Source organism: Aeromicrobium sp. SP1 (assembly GCF_055663785.1).
In genome coordinates, this window is sequence record NZ_JBQVVK010000001.1 from 1,148,057 (window position 1) to 1,169,746 (window position 21,690).

The following is a 21,690-nucleotide window of genomic DNA, read 5'->3' on the forward strand; positions in this document are numbered from 1 at the left end:
TTATCTCACAACTGATATACGGTGGAACTCATGACCGAGAGCGACGACTACCTGGCGCGGATCGGCTCGCTGATCCGCGACGCACGCCAACACTCCGGACTGACCCAGGCACAGCTCGCCACCGAGCTGCGCACGAGCCAGAGCGCCGTGAACCGCATCGAGAAGGGCCAGCAGAACCTCACGCTGGACATGCTCGCGCGCATCGGCGCGGCGCTCGACTCCGAGCTCGTCAGCGTGGGCACCACCGCCGGCCCCAGCCACCTGCGCGTCAAGGGCGGCACGACGCTGTCCGGCTCGATCGACGTGAAGTCGAGCAAGAACGCCGGCGTGGCCCTGCTGTGCGCCGCCCTGCTCAACACCGGCACCACGGTCCTGCGCAAGGTCGCGCGGATCGAGGAGGTCAACCGGCTGCTCGAGGTGCTCGAGTCGATCGGCGTGCGCACGCGCTGGCTGGGTGACCAGAACGACCTCGAGCTCGTCGTGCCCGAGCACCTCGACCTCGAGCGCATGGACGCCGAGGCCGCCCGCCGCACCCGCAGCATCATCATGTTCCTCGGCCCGCTCATGCACCGGCTCGACGAGTTCGAACTGCCCTACGCCGGCGGCTGCGACCTCGGCACCCGCACCGTCGAGCCGCACATGACGGCCCTGCGCCCGTTCGGGCTGAAGGTTCTCGCGACGGAAGGCAGCTACCACGCCTCCGCCGCCCGCGGCGTCTCGCCCGAGCGCCCCATCGTGCTCACCGAGCGCGGCGACACGGTCACCGAGAACGCGCTCATGGCCGCCGCGCGCCACGACGGCGTCACGGTGATCCGCAACGCCAGCCCGAACTACATGGTCCAGGACCTGTGCTTCTTCCTGGAGAAGCTCGGCGTCGAGATCGAGGGCATCGGCACCACGACGCTGCGCGTCACGGGACGTCGTGAGATCCGCGGCGACGTCGACTACGCCCCCAGCGAGGACCCGATCGAGGCGATGAGCCTCATCACCGCCGCGATCGTCACGACCTCGCAGATCACGGTGCGCCGGGTCCCGATCGAGTTCATGGAGATCGAGCTCGCGCTGCTCGAGGAGATGGGCTTCCGCTACGACCGGTCGCCGGAGTACCTCGCCGAGAACGAGCACACGCGGCTCGTCGACATCACGACGTACCCCTCCCGGCTGCGGGCGCCGATCGACAAGATCCACCCCATGCCGTTCCCGGGCCTCAACATCGACAACCTCCCGTTCTTCGCGGTGATCGCGGCGACCGCCGACGGCCAGACGATGCTGCACGACTGGGTCTACGAGAACCGCGCGATCTACCTGACCGAGCTGAACAAGCTGGGCGCCCAGGTCAAGCTGCTCGATCCCCACCGCGTGCTCATCGAGGGCCCGACGCACTGGAGCGGCGCCGAACTGGTCTGCCCGCCGGCCCTGCGTCCGGCCGTCGTGATCCTCATCGCGATGCTCGCCGCCAAGGGCACCTCGGTGCTGCGCAGCGTGTACGTCATCAACCGTGGCTACGAGGACCTCGCCGTCCGGCTCAACGCCCTCGGCGCCGAGATCGAGACCTTCCGCGACATCTGACCCACCCGGTGATCGAGTAGCGGGCGAGGAACGAGCCGCGTATCGAGATCACGCGGGGCGCGTCGCGACATCTGACGTCCTCGGCGGCCGTCGTGCCCTAGGTTGGGCTGCGTGAGGACGCCGCCGTACCTCGAGCCGACACCGCCGCTCGCCTTCGCCCACCGTGGTGGGGCCGAGGTCGAGGCGAACATCGGCGTCGAGAACTCCCTGGCGGCCTTCCGCCACGCCTATGACCTCGGCTACCGGTACATGGAGACCGACGTGCGGTGCAGCCGCGACGGCGTCGTCTACGCGTGCCACGACGCGCGGCTCGACCGGCTGCTCGGTCGCGATGCGGCGATCGCCGACCTGACCTCGGCCGAGATCGACGCGGCCCTGCTGGGCGATCGCGAGCCGATCGTGCGGCTCGAGCAGCTCGTCGAGGCGCTCCCGGGTGCCCGCTGGAACATCGACGTGAAGTCCGACGACGGGGTCGACCCGACGACGGACCTGCTCGAGGCGATGGGAGTGCTTGACCGGATCTGCCTCGCCTCGTTCTCGCACGCCCGGCTCGTGCGGATCCGGGCCCGGCTCCCCCAGGTCGTCACGTCGGCGTCCCAGCGTGAGGCGGCCCAGATGGTGCTGCGGCTGCCCGTCCCGAAGGCGCCGCTGATCTTCCAGGTCCCTGTCAGCCACGCCCGCGTGCCCGTGGTCACCCGCGGCTTCGTGGAGCGCGCCCACCGCGCCGGCCGGTTCGTCCACGTGTGGACGATCGACGAGCCGGCCGAGATGCATCGCCTGATCGACCTCGGGGTCGACGGCATCATGACCGATCGCACCGACCTGCTCAAGCAGGTCTTCGTCGAGCGCGGCCTGTGGAAGGAGCCCCGGTGAGCACTCCCGTCAACGATCCCTACGAGGCCGCCGTCGGGCATCGCGGCGATCGCGGCGCCGTCCTGGCCTGGTCCCTGTGGGACTGGGGATCGGCCGCGTTCAACGCGGTCATCACGACGTTCGTCTTCTCGGTGTACCTCGTCGACGGCGTCGGCGACGACCTGCCGGGCCGGATCAGCGCCAGCTCCTGGCTGGGCTGGTCGCTCGGTGCGGGTGCCGTGATCATCGCGGTCATCGCCCCGGCTCTCGGCCGTCGCTCGGACGCCGGCGGGCGACGCAAGCGCACCCTCATGGTGCTGACGCTCGCGGTCGTCCTGCTCACGGCGACCCTGTTCTTCGTCAAGGACGACTACCACTACCTGTGGCTCGGACTGCTCGTGCTGTCGGTCGCCACGGTCCTGTTCGAGCTGGCATCGGTCCCCTACTTCGCCATGCTGCGCCAGGTGTCCACGCCGGACACCGTCGGCCGCGTGTCGGGAATCGGCTGGGCATTCGGCTACCTGGGCGGCATCGTCCTGCTGCTGATCTGCTACTTCGGCTTCATCGTCGGCGACGGCGACACCCGCGGCCTGCTCGGCATCACGACCGACGACGGCCTGTACATCCGCGTCATCGCGCTGCTGTCGGCCCTGTGGTTCCTGGCGTTCGCGCTGCCGCTGTTCTTCAAGGTGCCCGAGCTGCCGGCAGCCGCCAGCCCGGTCGCCGCGCGCGGCAGCATCGCCGACGCCTACCGGGACCTGTGGAACGACGTCCGCCGGATGTGGCGCGAGGACCGCCAGACGCTGCAGTTCCTCATCGCGAGCGCCTTCTACCGCGACGGGCTCGCCGGGGTGTTCACGTTCGGCGCGATCATCGCGGTCAGCGTCTACGACATCGACAAGGCCGACGTGCTGCTGTTCGGGGTCGCGGCCAACGTGATCGCGGCCGCGGGTGCGTTCGGTGCGGGCCGCTACGACGACAAGATCGGGCCGCGCGCGGTGATCGTCGGCTCGCTCGTCGCGATGCTGGCTGCCGGCGTGATCCTGCTGTTCGTGTCCGGTCCGCTCATGTTCTGGATCTTCGGGCTCATCCTGTGCACGTTCGTGGGTCCCGCCCAGTCGGCGTCGCGCACCTTCCTGACCCGCATCACCGACGTCGGGAAGGAGGGCCAGAACTTCGGTCTCTACGCGATGACCGGGCGCGCGGTGTCCTTCCTGGCCCCCACGCTGTTCGGGATCTTCGCCGCGGTCGGCGGCGACGATCGCTGGGGCATCATCGGCATCATGCTCGTGCTGGCCCTCGGCCTGACGCTGCTGCTGCGCGTTCCGGCCCGGATCGAGGACCGCGCCCGGGCCGTCGCGACGGACTGAACTTCGCTCTCAGGGGAATCTCACGCGCATCGCGTACGTTGGAATCGACGGAAGACCTTCAGAAGGGGGAACCGACGATGGCTGAACGAGCCCTACGAGGTGCTCGGCTGGGAGCCCAGAGCTTCGAGGACGAGCGTGGTGTCGAGATGGCGCCGCGGCAGGAGATCGAGTACGTGTGCGCCGACGGCCACACGTTCACCGTGACGATGTCGGACGAGGCCGAGGTTCCGGCCGAGTGGGAGGATCCCAAGACCGGCCAGATGGGTCGCCGCGTCGGCGGTGCCGAGCCCGAGGCCAAGGACGAGAAGCCCGTTCGTACGCACTGGGACATGCTCCTGGAGCGCCGCTCCGAGGCCGAGCTCGAGGAGATCCTCACCGAGCGCCTCGAGATGCTGCGCGACGGGGAGATCGGCCCGCCGCACCTGCATCGCAAGACCAAGTCGCGCAAGAAGACGGTCAGCGCCTGACGCCCAGCTGGATCAACGCAGTGGATTCAGTCGTTGGAGGCCCCACACGGTCACCCGTGTGAGGGCCTCTTTCACGATGTCGAGGCTCATCTTCGACTGACCGTGGATCCGCTCCACGAACGTGATCGGGACCTCCGCCACGGCGAGACCGGCCCGCCGCGTCTGACGGGTCATGTCGATCTGGAAGCAGTAGCCCTGCGACTCGACGGCGTCGAGGTCGATCGCCCGCAGCGTGTCGGCCTGGAACGCCCGGAACCCGGCCGTGGCGTCCTTGACGCCGAGGTTCAGCATGAGCCGCGCGTACAGGGACGCCCCCCGCGAGAGCAGCTCACGGCGCAGCGGCCAGTTCACGACCGATCCCCCGGGGACCCACCGTGAGCCGAGGGTCAGCGGCGCACCGGCGCGCGCGGACTCCAGCAGTTTGCCCAGGTCCTCGGGTCGGTGCGATCCGTCGGCGTCCATCTCGACGAGCACGTCGTAGTCGCGCTCGAGTCCCCACGCGAAGCCGGCCCGGTAGGCCGCGCCGAGGCCCTGCTTCCCTTCGCGGTGCAGCACGTGGACGCGCGGGTCGGCGGCCGCCAGCTCGTCTGCGATCGCACCTGTGCCATCCGGCGAGGCATCGTCCGCCACGAGGATGTCGACCTCGGGCTGCTCGGCCAGCACGCGCCCCGTGATCCAGGCGAGGTTCTCGGACTCGTTGTAGGTCGGGATGATGACCAGCGTCCTCATCGACGCTCCCTTCGCAACTGCCGGTGACCGAGGACCCATCCTGCCACGGCGAGACCGTAGAGCAGCCAGCCGATCTGCTGCCCCCACCACGTCGCGGGTGTCGTGCCGTGCGCCAGCTGGACCTGCTGGACGATCGTGGCCGGCTCCTTCACGGGCGCGCGCTGCACGACCTTGCCGGTCGGGGCGACGGAGCCGGTGATGCCGTTCGTCGACGCGACCGTGACCCACCGGCCGGTCTCGATGGCCCGGAGCCGCGAGATGGCCCACTGCTGCTGCGGCTGCACGCCGCGGCCGAAGTCCATGAAGCTCGCGTTGCTGGTCTGCACCGCGAGGAACTCCGCGCCTTTGTCGACCGAGCCGCGCACGGCGGAGTCGTACGCGATGTCCCAGCAGATCGTGACGCCCACGACGGTGTCGGCGACATCGATCGCACCGGCCTCGTCCCCCGCGACGATGTCACGCGGGATGTCGCGGTCGAACCGCGGGACGAGGCTGCCGAGCTGGCGCCGGAACGGCACGTACTCGCCGTACGGGACCGGGTACTGCTTGAGGTACGCCTGATCGCCCGGGCCGTCGGCGTCGACGACGACCGACGCGTTCAGTGCGGTGTCGTCCGTGGGACCGTCGAGGATCGCGCCGACCAGGATCGGGGCCCCGACCTGCGCCGAGAGCTCCTCCAGCCGGGAGCGGGCGTACTGGTTCGTGCGCACGTCGAGGTCGGAGCCGTTCTCGGGCCAGATCACGAGGTCGACGGGCTCGTCGAGACGGGCGGTCTCGGCCGCGTGGAGGCGGAAGATCGCGGCGCGCGGCCACGTCAGGAACGCGCCGGGCGTGTTGCCCTGCACGAGCGCCACGGTGCGATGGCCCGCCCCGTCGGCGATCCCGACCGGCAGGACGAGACCGACGAGTGCGACGGCGGCGGCGCCCACGAACGCGAACAGCCTGTGCTCACTGACGGCGACGACCAGCAGACCGGCCATGAGCGCCATCAGGAACGAGGTCCCGGGGAGGCCGACGAGGCGCACCCACGACTCGAGCGGGGTGTCGAGTGACGTGTGCGCGAGCCGACCCCACGGGAACCCCGTGAGCGGGAACGCGCCACGGACCTGCTCCCCCGCGGTCCACACCGCGGCGGCCCACAGGGGCCACCACGGTGCCTGCACCGTGGCGCGCAGCGCGAGCGTGACGAGCGCGATCAGGACCGACTCGATGAGCACCAGCGCGACCCACGCCCACGGATCGACCGCGTTCATCCACCAGATCAGCGGGCCCATGAAGCCGAGGCCGAACGCGAACCCGACGAGCAGGACGTGGGCGCGGCGCGCGTCACGGAGCGCCCTGACGACCGCGAACAGACCCGCGACCGTGCCCACCATGAGGAACGGCACCGCGAGCGGCTCGTACGCCGCGGCCGACGCGACGCCCAGGGCCGCCGCGAGGAGGACGTGCTTCACAGCCGGACGAGGTCCCGCGGCGTGCCGTTGAGGACCTCGATGCCGTCGTCGGTGCACACGACGATGTCCTCGATCCGCGCGCCCCACTGCCCCTCGACGTAGATGCCCGGCTCGATCGAGAACGCCATGCCCGGCTCCAGGACGAGGTCGTTGCCCTCGACGATGTAGGGCTCCTCGTGGGTCTCCTGCCCGATCCCGTGGCCCGTGCGGTGGATGAACAGGTCGCCGTAGCCGGCGTCGGCGATGATCTGGCGTCCCACGGTGTCGACCGACTCCGCGGTGACGCCGGGACGGGCGTGGTCGCGCTGGGCCTGCTGGGCGGCCTTGAGGACCTCGAGCATCGCGAGGTAGCCCGGGTCGGGCTCGCCGCCGGCGACGTAGTTGCGGGTCGAGTCCGAGCAGTAGCCGGCCGCGGTGGTGCCGCCGATGTCGACCACGACGGGCTCTCCGGCCCCGATCACGCGATCGGAGACCTCGTGGTGGGGCGATGCGCCGTTCGGGCCGGATCCGACGATGACGAAGTCGACCTGCTCGTGCCCCTCCTCGACGATCGCGCGCGCGATGTCGGCGCCGACCTCGCGCTCGGTGCGTCCGGGTCGCAGCCACTCGCCCATCCGGCGGTGGACGCGGTCGATCGCGGCTCCGGCGTCGCGCAGGGCGGCGACCTCGTCGGAGTCCTTCACGGCACGCAGGGCGGACACGAGCTGGCCGCCGAGCGCGAAGCCCGCTCCGGGCAGGGCCTCCTGCAGGGCGAAGACCCGTGCCGCCCACATCTGGTCGTCGACGGCCACGGTGTCCGCGTCGCCGACGAGTCCGGCCACGAGGGCGTAGGGATCGTCGGTCTCACCGAACGTCACGATCGGCAGCGTCACCCCCGCCGCCTCGGCCGCCGCGCGTTCGAGTGCGGGCACGACGAGGTGTCCGCCGCTCTGCGTCAGCACGAGGCACGTGAGCCGCTCCAGCGGCTTCGCCGCGTACCCGGTGAGGTAGCGCAGGTCGGCTCCGGGAGTCACCAACAGGGCGTCGATGCCGTGCTGGCCGGTGAGGATGCGGGCGCGGTCGAGTCGTTCGGTCACAGCACGAGGCTATCTGGCGCCGTCCAGCGACCTGTGTTTGTGTGGAGGGACACCTGCACGTACACCAACGGATCGGGGGATCCATGAAGAAGGCAGCGATCGCTGCATCAGCAGCAATCCTCACCACCGGTCTCGTCACCGCGTCACCCGCGACGGCGAGAACCGAAAGCGCGGGACCGGCCGCACCCCAGGGTCAGACCACCAAACTGACCAAGGCCGTCACCGTCAATGGCATTCTCAAGCACCTGCGCCAGTTCCAGACGATCGCGAACGCCAACGACGGCACCCGCGCGTCCGGACTGCCGGGCTACGAGGCGTCCGTCAAGTACGTGACCCAGCAACTGCGCCAGTCCGGGTACGTCGTGAAGAAGCAGAAGTTCACGTTCCCGTTCTTCCAGGAGCTGAGTCCGACGACGCTCACGAGCGACGGGCAGCCGCTGGAGAACTCCGTGTTCACGTACTCCGCGAGCGGCTCGGTCACGGGTCCGATCATCCCGACGAACGACGTCCAGATCCCACCGGGCGCCGAAGCGGGCAGCAGCACGTCCGGATGTGAGGCGAGCGACTTCGCGCCGGCACCGGCCGAGCCCGCGATCGCCCTCGTCCAGCGCGGCACGTGCACCTTCGAGGTCAAGGTCGACAACGCCGTGGCCGCGGGCTACGACGCGGTCATCGTGTTCAACGAGGGCCAGCCGGGCCGTACCGACGCGATCTCGGGCACCCTCGGGACCCCGAAGACGGTCCCGGTCACGGGCGTGAGCTACCAGACCGGCGCCGACCTCGTCGCCGCCGGGACGCCGACCGGATCGATCACGACCGACGTCGAGTCCGATCCGAACCGCGAGACGTGGAACATCATCGCCGACCTGCCGGCCTCGACCCTCAAGAAGGTCAAGCATCCGGACCAGACCGTCGTCGTCGGAGCCCACCTCGACAGCGTTCCTGAGGGGCCGGGCATCAACGACAACGGCTCGGGCTCGGCCGGGATCCTGGAGATCGCCAAGCAGTTGGAGGCCACGGGTCTGGACGGCAAGCTCCAGCGGCCCGTGCGGTTCGCCTTCTGGGGCGCGGAGGAGCTCGGACTCCTGGGTAGCGAGCACTACGTCGCGAACCTCACCCCGAACCAGCTGTCGAACATCTACGCGAACCTCAACTTCGACATGATCGGTTCGCCGAACTTCGCCCGCTTCGTCTACGACGGCGACGGCTCCGACGGTGACACCGCCGGTCCGGTCGGCTCGGCCGAGATCGAGGGCGTGTTCAACGGCTACTTCGGAGGACGCGGTCTGGCGTACGAGCCCACGGCATTCGACGGCCGGTCCGACTACGGTCCGTTCATCGCTGCCGGGATTCCCGCTGGTGGCCTGTTCACCGGTGCCGAGGGCGTCAAGACGCCGGAGCAGGTCGCCCTGTACGGCGGTACCGCCGGTGTCGCGTACGACAAGTGCTACCACCAGGCGTGCGACGACATGACGAACCTCAGTGCGCAGGCGCTGAACGAGATGGGTGACGCCGCCGCGTACGGCGTGGCCACGCTCGGGTTGTCGAAGTCGGGGCTCTACCCCGACTCGAGTCGCAAGGCGAACGCGGCCAAGGTCAAGGCCGCGACCGCGAAGGCGAAGGCCTACAAGGGCCACGCCGGCGCGGCTCGCTGACCCGTACGTCGGGCGGGAGGCGTCCCATGGGCGAGGATGAGCCCATGGGACGCCTCCTGCTGCTCGACACCGCGAGCCTGTACTTCCGCGCCTTCTACGGTGTGCCCGACACGTTCCGGGCTCCCGACGGCACGGTCGTCAACGCCCTGCGCGGCATGATCGACTTCCTCGCGACGCTCGAGGGTCGCTACCGGCCCGAGGCGGTCGTCGCGGCGTGGGACGACGACTGGCGTCCGGCGTGGCGCGTCGAGCTGCTCGACACCTACAAGACCCATCGGGTCGCGGACCTCGCGCTGAACGCCGAGGAGACTCCCGACCTGCTCGGCCCGCAGGTCCCGCTGATCGCCGAGATGCTCGCGCTGGCGGGGATCGAGGTGGTCGGCGCGCCCGAGGCCGAGGCCGACGACGTGATCGGCACCCTCGTCCACCGCTGGGAGACCGGGGTTGACGTCGTCACCGGTGACCGCGACCTGTTCCAGCTCGTCGACGATGCCCGCGACGTCCGAGTGCTCTACACCGCGCGCGGCGTCGGCAAGCACGACGTCGTCGACGCCGCCTGGGTGCGGGAGAAGTACGGCGTCGAGCCGCAGCAGTACGTCGACTTCGCCGTGATGCGTGGCGACGCCTCGGACGGACTGCCCGGGGTCGCCGGCATCGGGGAGAAGACGGCGGCAGCGCTGATCGCCGAGTTCGACGACCTCGAGGGCATCCGTGCGGCGGCCGCCGACCCCGCATCGTCGGTGAAGCCTCGCGTGCGCCAGTCCCTGCTCGACTCGGCGGCCTACCTGGACGCCGCGGTCCCGGTCGTCACCGTGCGTCCCGACCTCGACCTCGCGGACCCCGTGGCCGGAACCACCGACCTCGACGGCCTGCGCGAGTTCGGCGAGCGCTGGGACGTCTCCTCCCCCGTCGACCGCCTCCTCGCCGCCCGCGCAGCCCAGTAGGCGGGCGGCGTCAGGACGTGACGCTGCTGTAGGCGACGACGCCGTGGCGCAGTTCGTCCAGTGCCTCGCGCGCGGTGTCGCGCAGCGGGCCCGGTCCGGCGGCGTCAGCGATCTGGGCGACGGTGTCGATCAGCTGCTTCGCGGCGCGCACGAAGTCTCCCGCTGCCATCTCGGCCGCGCCGAGCACGACGTCCAGTCCCTGACCCTCGCACCACAGCCAGGCAGCCTGGGCGAAGCCGAAGTCCGGCTTGCGCAGGAACCGCAGCCGGTGCTCCCGCTCCAGCTGGTCGAGCTGCAGCCACAGCAGGCCCATCGACTCGGCGGCCTGGGCCACCTTCTTCGTCGGGTAGCGCGGCGTCGGGGCATCGTCGGAGTTGCGGGCCTCGTACGTCAGGCCGCTCGCGACGGCGGCCAGCTCGGCCGGGGTCAGCCCCGACCAGACGTCGTGGCGCAGTGACTCGCTGACGACGAGGTCGAGCTCGCCGTAGATGCGCTGCAGGCGGCGGCCCTCCTCGGTGACGGCGTCGCCGTCGAGGTAGCCCAGTGCGTCGAGCACCTCGCACACGCGGTCGAACTGGCGGGCCACGGTGTTCGTGCGCTGCTCGACCCGCCGACGGGTCTGATCGGTCTCCCGGTCGAGCCGGAGGAGTCGCTCGGCCCATCGGGCGTGCGACTCACGGTCGGGACAGTCGTGGCAGGGGTGCTGACGCATCTCGTGCCGCAGCTCGGCGATGCGCGGGTCCTCGGCGGCCGGGCCGTCACGATAGGCGCGCGGGTACTCCACGAGATGGCCGGCACGGGTCCGCAGCGTCGAGGCGAGATCGCGGCGCGACTGCGGGTCCCGGGCGTTGAACGTCTTGGGAATCCGCATGTTCATGAGCGGTTCGACCGGGGTCGGGAAGTCGATCGCGGCGAGCCGCCGGGCGTGCCGGTTGGCCGTCAGGACCATCGGCCGCGGGCCCTCACGGTCGTTCGTGCCGGGATCGAGCACGATCGCCAGTCCGGAGAACTTGCCCGCCGGGACGTTGATGACGTCTCCGCGGCGCAAGTTGACCATCGAGTCGAGCGCTTCCTCGCGCTTCGCGGCCTTGCGCGCCTTCGAGCCGGAGGACTCCAGCTCCGAGAGCCGGCGGCGGATGTCCATGTACTCCATGAAGTCACCGCGGTCGCACGACGCGGACTCGCGGTAGCCCTCGATGGCGTCGTCGGCCTTGCGGACCTGACGAGCCAGACCCACAACGGCCCGGTCGGCCTGGAACTGGGCGAACGACATCTCCAGCAGCTCTCGCGCGCGGACGCGCCCGACCTGGTGGACCAGGTTGACGGCCATGTTGTACGACGGCCGGAACGAGGAGTTCAGCGGATAGGTGCGGGTCGACGCCAGACCCGCGACGTGGCGCGGGTCCAGTCCGGGCTGCCACAGCACGACGCCGTGCCCCTCGATGTCGATGCCTCGTCGGCCGGCCCGACCGGTGAGCTGGGTGTACTCCCCCGGCGTGACCTCGACGTGGTTCTCGCCGTTCCACTTCGTCAGCCGGTCGATGACGACCGACCGTGCGGGCATGTTGATGCCGAGCGCGAGCGTCTCGGTCGCGAAGACGACCTTGACGAGGCCCTCGCTGAAGAGGTCCTCGACGCACTGCTTGAACGTCGGCAGCATCCCGGCGTGGTGCGCGGCGATGCCACGGCCGATGCCCTCGCGGAACTCGTGGAAGCCGAGCACCTCGAGGTCGTCCGGGGGCAGGTGTGCGCAGGTCCGGTCAACGTGGGCGAGGATCGCATCGCGCTCCTCGGGCGTCGTGAGCACGAGGCGGGCGTGCAGGCACTGTTCGACGGCAGCGGCGCACCCGGCGCGGCTGAACACGAACACGATCGCCGGCAGCAGGGCCTCGGACTCGAGCTTCGTGACGACCTCGACGCGGTCGGGAGTGCGGTGGCGGCTGCGCGGTCGCTTGCCGCCCTTCTCGGGCCGACGGGAGCGGTTCTTCGCGAACGCCCGGTTCCACTGGGTGTCGTCGCGGGCCATCTGGTCGAGCGTGTGGTTGACCTGCTGGTCCGCCGCGCCCGGCTCGAACAGGGGGAACAGCTTGCGCCCGACCAGCACGTGCTGGTGCAGGGGCACGGGACGCCGTTCCTCGACGATCGTGATGGTGTTGCCGCGCACCTCCGACAGCCAGGCACCGAACTCCTCGACGTTCGAGACCGTGGCCGAGAGCGATACCACCGATACCGACGGGGGCAGGCCGATGATGACCTCCTCCCACACGGCGCCGCGGAAGCGGTCGGCGAGGTAGTGCACCTCGTCCATCACGACGTGCCCGAGCCCGCGCAGGGTCGACGAGCCGGCGTAGATCATGTTGCGCAGGACCTCGGTCGTCATGACGACGACGGGCGCCTCGCCGTTGATCGTGTTGTCGCCCGTGAGCAGGCCGACGTTCTCGGCACCGTAGCGATCGGCCAGGTCCGCGTACTTCTGGTTCGACAGCGCCTTGATCGGCGTCGTGTAGAAGCACTTGCGGCCGGTGGCGAGCGAGAGGTGGACCGCGAACTCCCCCACGATCGTCTTGCCCGAGCCGGTGGGTGCGGCGACGAGTACGCCGTGGCCGTCCTCGAGCGCCGTGCAGGCACGCACCTGGAAGTCGTCCAGACCGAACGGGTAGAGGTCGCGGAACGCCGCGACGTGCGGGTGCTCACGGTCGCGACGCGACTGGGCGAACTTCTCGGCGGGGGTCGTCACGTCAGGCCTCCAGCGGCTCGGGGCCGTCGATGTCGGATGCGTCCTCGTCGTCCCACCCGTCCACGCGGCGGGCACGCCGGCGGTCGGAGACGCGCGCCAGCACCTCGGCCACGAGGTGCATCGCCGTCATCGGGATCGCGAGGAAGAGGAACGTGACCGGGTCGACGGTCGGGGTGGCGATGGCGGCGAACACGAAGATGCCGACGATGATCCACGGTCGGGCGTGCACGAGCTGGGCCGCGCTGACCGCGCCGAGCCGGTTGAGCAGCACCACGACGACGGGCATGAGCGCGCCGACACCGAACAACAGCATCATCCGCGTCGCGAACGTCAGGTACTCGGCCGCGGTGAGCAGGCTCTTGGTGTCGTCGGGAACGAAGCCGATCAGCAGCTCGATGGCCTTCGGCAGCGTCCAGTAGCCGAGCCACGCCCCGCCGATGAACAACGGCGCGCAGGTCAGCGTGAGCAGGATCGCGACGCGCCTCTCGTTGCGGTAGAGCGCGGGCAGGACGAACGCCCAGCCCTGCCAGATCCAGATCGGGCTGGACAGGATGAGACCGACGATCAGGCTGACCTTGAGCTGGAACTGGAAGGCGCCGCCGATGCCGGTGATGACGAAGTCCGTCTCGACACCGGCGTCCTCGAGGGCCGGGCGGACGGACTCGTAGGGCTCGAGGAGCCAGTCGAAGATCTGGGGGTAGAAGTACCAGGCGATGACGACGCCCAACGCCACACCGAGCAGCGAGCGGACCAGACGGGTCCGGAGCTCACGCAGGTGCTCCATGAGCGGCATCTCGCCGCCGGAGGACGCCACGTGGCTCAGGAGGCGTCGCGCTGGGGGTCGACGTCGTCGGTGGTGGACTCGAGGGTCTTGTCGTCGTCCTGGGAGGCCTTGACCTCGGACTTGAAGATCCGCAGCGCACGACCTGACCCGCGAGCGAGCTCGGGGAGCTTGCGGCCACCGAAGAGCAGCAGCACGATGCCCAGGATGATGAGGACCTCGGTGGGCCCGATCTGACGGAACATGAGAATCTCCTCAGGAGGTGGTGGGTCCATCGTACGCGGCCAACGCAGCCGAGGCGGCCCTGTGCACCTCGTCGGCGAGGTCGTGGGGCTCCACGACGGTCATGCGACCGCCCGCGCGCAGGACCACGCGGCGCAGCCAACCGAGGTCGCTGCCGTCGAGACGCGCCCGGATCGAGCCGTCCGCTCGCTCCTGCAGCACCGTCATGCGGTACTGCCCGACGAGCCAGCCGGCCTCCGGCGCGAGCTCGACGACGACCGACGGCGTGTCCGGACCGGGAGCGAACAGGCCCTCGGGAAGCTGGCGTGCCGCCGTGTCGGTGGTGACCGGGACGTCGAGCACCGTGGCCGCCACGACCCGGTCGAGCCGGAACAGCCGGTCGGCCTCCGCCTTGTGGCACCACGCCGACAGGTAGCGGTGGCCGTCCTGGGTGAACACGCGGTGCGGGTCCACGACGCGCCGGGACTGCTCGTCGCGGGTCTCGTTCGCGTAGACCATCTCGAGCTGGCGACCCGCGGCGAGCGACTCGGCGACGGCCGACTGCACGCGCGAGTCCAGATCGGGCAGGCGCACGTCGATCGCGGCGTCGACGTCGGTGCCGGCGGCCTCGGCCAGCTTCGCCTGGGCCGAGTCGATGAAGGCCGCCTGGTCCTCGGTCGCCGCCTGCCGCAGGGTGCGCAGGGCGACCATGAGCGCCGCGGCCTCGCTGCGGGAGATCCGCAGGGGGCGCGGCATGAACTCGGCGTCGCGGATGTGCACGACGCCGTCGAGTTCGAGCGCCGAGAGGTCGAAGTCGATGAGCTCGCCGTGCAGCTCGCCCCAACCGGTGACCATGAGGATGTCGAGCTCACGCTGGGCCTGGGCCGGCTTGATGTTGAACTCCCGCGCGAGCTCCGCGAGCGGAATGCCCTGGTTGCTCTGCAGGTAGGGCACCATCGCGAGCATCCGCACGACCTGCTTGAGCGACGGGTTCATGCGGGCTGCCCCACGAGGGCGCGCAGACGGGCGACGACGGCGTCGCGCAGCTGCGGTGGCGACACGACGACGACGTCGGGACCGTACGAGGTGATCTCGTCGGCGAGGTCGCGCAGGACGCCGTAGGCGATCTCGATCTCGTCGACCTCGGTGGACACGCGCTCGACCCGCACGGCGTGGCGCCGCAGCGACTGGGCGCGGCCCGCGGCGACCCGAAGCACGGCCGTCTGGCTGGGCTCCGGCGGGTGCAGCGCCCGCGCGACGTCCTTGAGGTCGACGTCGGTCGGAACCTCGTACTCGCCGGCCGTGCCGTCGGCCTTCACCTCTCCGACGATGCGTGACAGCCGGAAGAGCCGGGGCGCGTGGCGGTCGCGGTCGAATCCGCCGACGTACCAGCGGTCGCGGTACGAGGTCATGCTCCACGGCTCGAGGTGGCGCACCGTGGTCTCGCCGTCGAGCTTCTCGTACGCGAACGTGATCGGGACGCGCCGACCGGTCGCGTCGAAGACTGAGTCGAACGCCGGCTCGTCGGCGGTGAGCCGGGTCTCGGCCATCCGCAGCACCGACGGGTCGATGTCGTTGCCGATCGCCTTGAGCTTGGCCAGTGCCGTCGTGGTCTCGGCCGCGAGCCCGGCGTGGTCCCACAGTTGCGCCGCGAGACCGATCACCGCGGCCTCCTCGACCGTGAGGTCGATCTGCGGCAGCTCGACCTCGGACCGCAGCAGGCGGTAACCCGTCGTGTTGCCCAGGACGTCGTGGGAGCCGGTCTCGATCTCCAGGCCCAGGTCGCGCAGCTCCTGCTTGTCACGCTCGAACTTGCGCTCGAACGCGACATCGGTGTCCTCGCGGTACTCCGCGATGGAGGACCGGATCTGGTCCTTGGTCAGGTACTGCTCAGTGGCCAACAGCGTGAAGACGAGGTTCATCAACCGCTCGGTCTTGCGCTGTGCCATGCGCACAGGTTAGCCAAGGCCGGCCAGCGGCCGGGCGGCGACTCAGCTGGCGTCGAGCAGGTCGACGGCGAAGATGAGCGCGCCCTCGGGCTGGCCCTCCGTCGGCTTGTCGCCGTAGGCGTCGTCGGTCGTGCAGGTGACGATCACCCGACTGCCGATCGTCTGGCCGACGAGCTGCTTGGTCCAGCAGTCGATCGCCGAGCCCTCCGCGAGCGAGATCGTCCGCGGACCCGAGGACCAGGACTCGTCGAACACGTCGCCGGCGGGGTACTTCTGGCCGACGTACTGGACCGTCACGGTGGCGCCCTTGGCGACCTTGTCGCCCTTGCCCTTGATGAGGACGTAGGCGCCGGACTTGTCGAGCTTGGCCTTCGTCGTCGCCGTCTTGGCGAACTTCGCGGGCTGCTTCTTGTCGTCGTACGTCAGCTTGGGCAGCGAGGCGGGGGCCTTCTCGGCCGTGCCGCTGGCCTCGTGCGGGACCTTCGAGATCAGGTCGAACACGAAGACCATCGTGTCGTCCTTCTTGAGGCCGAGGCTGTCGGCGCTCTGCAGCAGCGACGCGCCGTCCTTGGCCGGGACCGCGACGATCACACGGGAGCCGACCTCCTGGCCGACGAGGCCCTTCTGGAAGCCCGGGAGCGTCGTGTCCTCGTTGAGGGTGAGCGTCATCGGCGTCTTGTTCTTGAAGGAGTTGTCGAACTCCTTGCCGGTACGGCCGTTGATCGCGATGTAGTTGATCTTGACAGTGTCGCCGGACGCGACCTTCTCGCCGTCACCGGTGGAGACGACGCGCGTCTCGGTCTTCTCGGTGGTGTAGTCCTTCTCGACCTTCACGGCAGGCGACTCGCCCTTCGACACCGTGATCCCGTCGAGGTCCGCCCCACCGCCGCAGCCGGCAAGGACGATGGACGCGGTGGCCAGAGCGGTCACGAGAGCGGTGCGACGCACGATGGTTTTCCTCCTGGGGTCGAATGCGGTGCCCACCATAACCGCCGATCCCAAGGAATGTCTGAGAGGTCACATCGAGTCGATGAGGCGCTGGACGCGGTCGTCGTGCGACCGGAACGGGTCCTTGCACAGGACGGTCCGCTGAGCCTGGTCGTTGAGCTTGAGATGCACCCAGTCGACGGTGAAATCGCGGCGTCGTTCCTGGGCCCGGGCGATGAAGTCGCCCCGCAGCCGGGCGCGCGTGGTCTGCGGCGGCACGGACTTCGCCGTGAAGACGTCGAGGTCGCGCGTCACCCGGGCGACCGCGCCCTTGCTCTCGAGCAGGTAGAACAGTCCACGGTCGCGGCGGATGTCGTGGTACGCCAGGTCGAGCTGGGCGATCCGCGGATCGGCCCACGTGAGTCCCCGCTGCGAGCGGTAGCGGTCGAGCAGGCGGTACTTGATGATCCAGTCGATCTCGCGCTCGACGAGGCTGAGGTCCTCGCTCTCGACTGCCTTGAGCGTGCGCTCCCACAGGTCCATCGCGCGGTCGATCGTCGGGGTGTGCAGGCCATGGCGGTCGACGAACTCCGCGGCCTTGCCGAAGTACTCGGCCTGGATCTCCAGCGCCGAGAGCTCGCGACCGTTCGCGAGCTGGACCTTGCGCCGCCCCGTCATGTCGTGGGCGATCTCGCGGATCGCCCGGATCGGGTTCTCCAGCGTCATGTCGCGCATCGTGACGCCGCCCTCGATCATGCGCAGCACGAGGTCGGTCGTGGCGACCTTGAGCATCGTCGTGGTCTCGCTCATGTTCGAGTCGCCGACGATGACGTGCAGGCGGCGGAACCGCTCCGCGTCGGCGTGCGGCTCGTCGCGCGTGTTGATGATCGGCCGCGAGCGGGTGGTGGCGCTCGAGACGCCCTCCCAGATGTGCTCGGCGCGCTGGCTGACGCTGAACACGGTGCCGCGCGGCGTCTGCTGGACCTTGCCGGCGCCGCAGATGATCTGGCGGGACACCAGGAACGGGATCAGCACGTCGGCCAGCCGGCTGAACTCGCCGCCTCGGCCGACGAGGTAGTTCTCGTGGCAGCCGTAGGAGTTGCCCGCGGAGTCGGTGTTGTTCTTGAACAGGTAGATGTCGCCCTCGACACCGTCCTCGGCAAGTCGCTGCTGCGCGTCGAGCATGAGTCCTTCGAGGATCCGCTCCCCCGCGCGATCGTGCGTCACGAGGTCGATCACGTCGTCGCACTCGGGCGTGGCGTACTCGGGATGCGAGCCCACGTCGAGGTAGAGCCGGGCGCCGTTGCGCAGGAACACGTTGCTGCTGCGACCCCACGAGACCACGCGCCGGAACAGGTACCGGGCGACCTCGTCCGGGGACAGCCGGCGCTGGCCATGGAACGAGCAGGTGACGCCGTACTCGTTCTCGATACCGAAGATCCGCCGGTCCATGTCGTCAGCCTAGACCCGTACGCCCCGCACGACGGTGCAACGCGACACCGGTCGCCAGCAGAGCCGCGCCCACCGCGGCCACGACCCACGGCAGACTCGTCGGGATGCCGAGGTAGACGGTGATCCCGAGGATCCGCGACAGGCCCCACGGCAGCAGCGCCACCTGGTCGTTCCACGTCGTCAGCGCCGACTCGAGGCCCACCACGCCGATCCACGTGCCGAAGGCGACCATCGGCAGGCCGGAGGCGATGAGCGCGACCCGAGGGGACGCCCGTCGCACGACCACGGCGATCGCGGCGAGGAACAGGGCGAAGGCGATCGTCGTGTAGGCGAACCGGAGCGTCGGCGAGGTCCACATCATGAACCAGTAGCCGCCGGGGCCCCGGACGGACAGCACGGCGAGCAACAGGGCCGAGCGTGCGAGAGCGACCCACGCCAGCGGACGCAGCGCCGAGCGACCCAGCAGCGCCACGACCGCACCGAAGATCGCCCAGGTCCCGAGCGTGAGCAGGAGGTGGGCCGGTGCGAGGAACCACGTGAACGCGGCCCGGCTGAACACCAGCGCGACGGCCGCCCCGGCGACGAGTGCTGCCGTGCGGGGACGCCTCCACCGCGCCGCGACGGCGCCGAGCGCGAGGACCAGGAGCCCGCCGCGCGCGAGCCAGGCCATCGTGCCGTCGCGATCGGCGCGCTCCGTGCCGAGGCGGGCGGCGGTGAGGTTCCACGCCGGCAGGTCGACGTTCCCGGTGTATGCGCGGTCGTGCCGGTCGGCCGCCACGACGAACGCCTCGCGCAGGGCGTCGGCCCTACGGGCGTCCGCGCCGGAGCCGGTGTCGAGCCAGCGCGCATGCGCGAGGAAGGCCTCCCGGTAGGTGGCGAGCAGACCGAAGACGTCCTGCTGGTAGCGCAGGCTCGCGACGAACTGCGAACGCAGTGCGGGGTCCTTCCACGTCGCCGGGTCGGTGCCCTCGACCAGCTCACGCATGCGTGCCGCCAGCGTGACGGCCTGCCGTCCCTCGGCCACCGCCTCGTCGTAGCGGTCTCGACTCACGGCGTAGATCGTGTCCAACGTCGCGGAGTCACCCGTGAGGATGTCCCACTCGAAGATCCACATCATGGGCGGCGGCTCGAGGCCCAGCGCGCGCACCTCGTGATCGGCGAACGGGCCGATGTACAGGCCCTTGGTCACCGCCTCGCGTGACAGGCTCATCGCCTCGGTGATCGCCGCGAGGGTCGCGGGGTCGTCGGTGAACCACTCGCGGGCCCAGTCGCGGGTCGCCTCGGCCGGCACGGTGCCACCGTCGAGCGCGAGTCGCCCCGCCGTGTAGGTGTTGAGGTCGTAGAGCTGCCAGAAGCCCGACTGCAGCAGCAGGCTCATGGGACCGGCGCGCCACGGGCCGCCGTCCTGGGTCCACGTCCAGATCCCCTCGACGCCGGGCAGGGTGTCGAGGGCCTCGGCGTGCAGCGTGGCCAGGTCGTTCGGGATCGAGCCGAACGCCTCGAACTCGCGGCGACTCTGCAGTTCGACGATGCGACGCTGGGAGCCCGTGGCGAACGTGGGGTTGAACGGCAGATGGCTGTAGAAGTCCCCCGCCGTGTACTTCGTCGAGACGATCAGGTGGTCGCTGTCGATCCCGTGCAGGACCTCGTCGTACGAGTCGGGGTTGGTGTGCATGTCGCCCACGGCACCGACGCCGACGCTCCAGCTGCGGAAGATCAGCTCGCGATCCGCGCGCTCGGCCTGCGCCGTCAGGGTGGTCAGCATCTGGCGCACGGCGGGCACGGTCGTGACCGCGAGCTCGGAGTAGAAGTCCCAGCCGTCGACGTCGTAGACCCGGCCGGCCTCGCCGATGCGGACGAGGATCCCGTCGATCCACGGCATCTGCTCGTACATGCGGTCCAAGCCGTCGGCGTACACGTCCCACAGGCCCGCGTCCTCGGTCGTGAGGTCGTGGTCGTCGAACCACCGGTCGAGATCCGGGGTCAGGGTCAGCATGTCGGTGCGGAAGTAGACCCGCAGACCGAGGTCGTGCGCCCGCTTCCACAGCGGTCCGAACGCCGTGCGCATGGCCGCCGCACGATCCTGCTGGCCCGCCTGCGGCAGGTCGAGGTACTCCAGCAGTCCGGGCACCGCGATCGCGTTGTAACCCTGCGACAGGACGTGCGCGACGTACGTGTCGAAGGTCGTCTCGGCCCGTTCGAGCGCCGCTGCGTCGACGTACGGCGCGTCGGGCAGGATCGCGTCGGCGAAGGCCTTCGAGGCGTGGGAGTAGTCGTCGCCCGTCTCCCATTCGGTCGGGTCCGGTTTCACGCCGACCGCGCCGAGGTCGACCATCCGGAACCCCAGGCGGGGCGTGACCTCACGGCCGAGGTTCGCGAAGAGGTCGCGGCCCGTGCGGGCCCGATCGGCCAGGTCGTAGAGCGCGAGTGCCGCTCCCCCGGGCCCCTCGGCCTCGATCACAGGGGCGCTACGGGTGCCGGCGAGGCGGTAGGTCTCGCTGTCCGGGTCGTCGCCCACCCGCACCGCGAGCGTGAGGTCGCCGCGTGGGACCGCCTCGCGCAAGCTGGCCACCGCGAGATCGAGCCGCGCACCATGCGGGGCCCGGATCGTCCCGATCCCCGGTGGTGCCACGGGCGCCGACGCCGCAGCGACGGCGAGCTGCTCCGTCGGCACGGTCTTGTCCTTGACGGACAGGTCCAGCGCCGAGGCGAGTCCGGCCGCCACGCCCGCGCCGAGCGCGATCAGGACAGCCGCGATCACGACGGGGGCGAGCCCCGGTCGACGCACAGACGTCAGCCGAGCAGCTCGGAGACCTGCGACTCGCCGAGACGCTTGAACTTGCGCGGCTGCGACCGGGTGCGGTCCAGCACGGCGACCTCGAGGTCACCGGGCGCGATCGTGCGCGGCGTGTCGTTGTCGCTGCCCAGGGCCGTGGAGGCCAGCCGGACGGCGCCCGCGAGGTCGAGGTCGGCGGCGAAGTGCTGGGCGAGGTACTCCTCGACCTTCTCGTTCTGTCCGCCCATGACGCCGTAGCCCTGCACGTCCGCGACCGAGCCGTCGTACGTCAGCCGGTAGATCTGGTCGGTCTGCGGAGTCCTGCCGACCTCGGCGACGAAGATCTCGACCTCGTACGGCTTCTCGCCGCCGCTGGAGAAGATCGCACCCAGCGTCTGCGCGTACGCGTTGGCCAGGCCACGCCCCGTGACGTCGCTGCGGTCGTACGAGTAGCCGCGCATGTCCGCGAGCCGGACGCCGGCGATCCGCAGGTTCTCGAACTCGTTGTAGCGGCCGACGGCGGCGAAGCCGATGCGGTCGTAGATCTCGCTGATCTTGTGCAGGGCTCGCGAGGGGTTCTCGGCGACGAAGGCGATGCCGTCGGCGTAGCGGACGACGGCCACGCTGCGGCCGCGGGCGATGCCCTTGCGGGCGAAGTCCGCCCGGTCCTTCATCAGCTGCTCGGGCGAGACGTAGAACGGGGTGCTCACTGGGTGCTCCTCAGGCTCGA

The 21,690-nt window shown here is 70.2% G+C and carries 18 protein-coding genes; 6 read left to right on the plus strand and 12 right to left on the minus strand.

Annotation, left to right across the window (positions count from 1 at the left end):
* Window positions 1–30: 30 nt before the first annotated feature.
* The 4 genes from ACT26F_RS05690 (at window position 31) to ACT26F_RS05705 (ending at window position 4,258) form a co-directional block, all read left to right on the plus strand.
* Window positions 31–1,569 carry a UDP-N-acetylglucosamine 1-carboxyvinyltransferase gene (locus ACT26F_RS05690; protein ID WP_471669529.1) on the plus strand — a complete coding sequence of 513 codons (1,539 nt, stop codon included), beginning with the start codon at window positions 31–33 and terminating at the stop codon, window positions 1,567–1,569.
* A 111-nt stretch (window positions 1,570–1,680) separates the two neighbouring features.
* Complete coding sequence (locus ACT26F_RS05695) at window positions 1,681–2,442, plus strand: glycerophosphodiester phosphodiesterase (RefSeq protein WP_471669530.1); 762 nt, start codon at window positions 1,681–1,683, stop codon at window positions 2,440–2,442.
* Entirely contained in the window at window positions 2,439–3,791 is a 1,353-nt protein-coding gene (locus tag ACT26F_RS05700) for an MFS transporter (RefSeq protein ID WP_471669531.1), read from the plus strand. Before ACT26F_RS05695 ends, ACT26F_RS05700 begins: the two co-directional genes overlap by 4 nt.
* 77 nt (window positions 3,792–3,868) lie before the next feature.
* Window positions 3,869–4,258: an RNA polymerase-binding protein RbpA gene (locus ACT26F_RS05705; protein WP_471669532.1), complete on the plus strand. Its 390-nt coding sequence runs from the start codon at window positions 3,869–3,871 to the stop codon at window positions 4,256–4,258.
* Between the two features lie 12 nt (window positions 4,259–4,270).
* Here ACT26F_RS05705 and ACT26F_RS05710 read toward each other — a convergent pair whose 3' ends face one another.
* Genes ACT26F_RS05710 through ACT26F_RS05720 form a run of 3 tightly spaced genes read right to left on the minus strand, consistent with a single transcriptional unit; the run spans window position 4,271 to window position 7,517 of the window.
* Entirely contained in the window at window positions 4,271–4,987 is a 717-nt protein-coding gene (locus ACT26F_RS05710) for a polyprenol monophosphomannose synthase (protein ID WP_471669533.1), read from the minus strand.
* Window positions 4,984–6,441 (minus strand): apolipoprotein N-acyltransferase, encoded by a 1,458-nt coding sequence (lnt, locus tag ACT26F_RS05715; RefSeq protein ID WP_471669534.1) that lies wholly within the window; start codon window positions 6,439–6,441, stop codon window positions 4,984–4,986. The genes ACT26F_RS05710 and lnt overlap by 4 nt, the downstream gene beginning before the upstream one ends.
* Complete coding sequence (locus ACT26F_RS05720; protein ID WP_471669535.1) at window positions 6,438–7,517, minus strand: M24 family metallopeptidase; 1,080 nt, start codon at window positions 7,515–7,517, stop codon at window positions 6,438–6,440. The genes lnt and ACT26F_RS05720 overlap by 4 nt, the downstream gene beginning before the upstream one ends.
* A gap of 83 nt (window positions 7,518–7,600) precedes the next feature.
* On the opposite strand from ACT26F_RS05720, the gene ACT26F_RS05725 reads away from it, so the two are divergent.
* Together ACT26F_RS05725 and ACT26F_RS05730 are read left to right on the plus strand one after the other, a co-directional pair.
* The gene (locus ACT26F_RS05725) at window positions 7,601–9,172 is read left to right on the plus strand and encodes a M20/M25/M40 family metallo-hydrolase (protein ID WP_471669536.1); all 1,572 of its coding nucleotides are present in this window, start codon (window positions 7,601–7,603) and stop codon (window positions 9,170–9,172) included.
* A gap of 44 nt (window positions 9,173–9,216) precedes the next feature.
* Window positions 9,217–10,116 (plus strand): 5'-3' exonuclease, encoded by a 900-nt coding sequence (locus ACT26F_RS05730; RefSeq protein WP_471669537.1) that lies wholly within the window; start codon window positions 9,217–9,219, stop codon window positions 10,114–10,116.
* A gap of 10 nt (window positions 10,117–10,126) precedes the next feature.
* On the opposite strand, the gene ACT26F_RS05735 is transcribed toward ACT26F_RS05730, so the two are convergent.
* From ACT26F_RS05735 to prcA, 9 genes are all read right to left on the minus strand, one after another.
* The gene (locus ACT26F_RS05735) at window positions 10,127–12,853 is read right to left on the minus strand and encodes a DEAD/DEAH box helicase (RefSeq protein WP_471669538.1); all 2,727 of its coding nucleotides are present in this window, start codon (window positions 12,851–12,853) and stop codon (window positions 10,127–10,129) included.
* 1 nt (window position 12,854) lies between these two features.
* Window positions 12,855–13,667: a twin-arginine translocase subunit TatC gene (gene tatC / locus ACT26F_RS05740; protein WP_471669539.1), complete on the minus strand. Its 813-nt coding sequence runs from the start codon at window positions 13,665–13,667 to the stop codon at window positions 12,855–12,857.
* A 5-nt stretch (window positions 13,668–13,672) separates the two neighbouring features.
* Window positions 13,673–13,879, minus strand: coding sequence for a twin-arginine translocase TatA/TatE family subunit (tatA, locus tag ACT26F_RS05745; RefSeq protein ID WP_471669540.1), 207 nt, complete (start codon window positions 13,877–13,879; stop codon window positions 13,673–13,675).
* Between the two features lie 10 nt (window positions 13,880–13,889).
* Window positions 13,890–14,852 (minus strand): helix-turn-helix transcriptional regulator, encoded by a 963-nt coding sequence (locus tag ACT26F_RS05750; protein ID WP_471669541.1) that lies wholly within the window; start codon window positions 14,850–14,852, stop codon window positions 13,890–13,892.
* Window positions 14,849–15,805 carry a helix-turn-helix transcriptional regulator gene (locus tag ACT26F_RS05755; protein ID WP_471669542.1) on the minus strand — a complete coding sequence of 319 codons (957 nt, stop codon included), beginning with the start codon at window positions 15,803–15,805 and terminating at the stop codon, window positions 14,849–14,851. Before ACT26F_RS05755 ends, ACT26F_RS05750 begins: the two co-directional genes overlap by 4 nt.
* Window positions 15,806–15,847: 42 nt before the next feature.
* Window positions 15,848–16,753, minus strand: coding sequence for an FKBP-type peptidyl-prolyl cis-trans isomerase (locus tag ACT26F_RS05760; RefSeq protein WP_471669544.1), 906 nt, complete (start codon window positions 16,751–16,753; stop codon window positions 15,848–15,850).
* A 69-nt stretch (window positions 16,754–16,822) separates the two neighbouring features.
* Window positions 16,823–18,184, minus strand: coding sequence for a Pup--protein ligase (gene pafA / locus ACT26F_RS05765; protein WP_471669545.1), 1,362 nt, complete (start codon window positions 18,182–18,184; stop codon window positions 16,823–16,825).
* Between the two features lie 4 nt (window positions 18,185–18,188).
* Window positions 18,189–20,972, minus strand: a complete 2,784-nt coding sequence (locus tag ACT26F_RS05770; protein WP_471669546.1) for a hypothetical protein — start codon at window positions 20,970–20,972, stop codon at window positions 18,189–18,191.
* Window positions 20,973–20,977: 5 nt separating this feature from the next.
* Window positions 20,978–21,670, minus strand: a complete 693-nt coding sequence (gene prcA / locus ACT26F_RS05775; protein WP_471669547.1) for a proteasome subunit alpha — start codon at window positions 21,668–21,670, stop codon at window positions 20,978–20,980.
* Window positions 21,671–21,690 lie beyond the last annotated feature (20 nt).

Excerpts from the sequence above, each read along its gene's own strand:
- ACT26F_RS05690 (WP_471669529.1), top strand. The coding sequence starts at position 31 with ATGACCGAGAGCGACGACTACCTGGCGCGGATCGGCTCGCTGATCCGC.
- ACT26F_RS05705 (WP_471669532.1), top strand. The coding sequence starts at position 3,869 with ATGGCTGAACGAGCCCTACGAGGTGCTCGGCTGGGAGCCCAGAGCTTC.
- ACT26F_RS05710 (WP_471669533.1), bottom strand. The coding sequence starts at position 4,987 with ATGAGGACGCTGGTCATCATCCCGACCTACAACGAGTCCGAGAACCTC.
- ACT26F_RS05725 (WP_471669536.1), top strand. The coding sequence starts at position 7,601 with ATGAAGAAGGCAGCGATCGCTGCATCAGCAGCAATCCTCACCACCGGT.
- ACT26F_RS05730 (WP_471669537.1), top strand. The coding sequence starts at position 9,217 with ATGGGACGCCTCCTGCTGCTCGACACCGCGAGCCTGTACTTCCGCGCC.
- tatA (WP_471669540.1), bottom strand. The coding sequence starts at position 13,879 with ATGTTCCGTCAGATCGGGCCCACCGAGGTCCTCATCATCCTGGGCATC.
- ACT26F_RS05750 (WP_471669541.1), bottom strand. The coding sequence starts at position 14,852 with ATGAACCCGTCGCTCAAGCAGGTCGTGCGGATGCTCGCGATGGTGCCC.
- ACT26F_RS05755 (WP_471669542.1), bottom strand. The coding sequence starts at position 15,805 with ATGGCACAGCGCAAGACCGAGCGGTTGATGAACCTCGTCTTCACGCTG.
- pafA (WP_471669545.1), bottom strand. The coding sequence starts at position 18,184 with ATGGACCGGCGGATCTTCGGTATCGAGAACGAGTACGGCGTCACCTGC.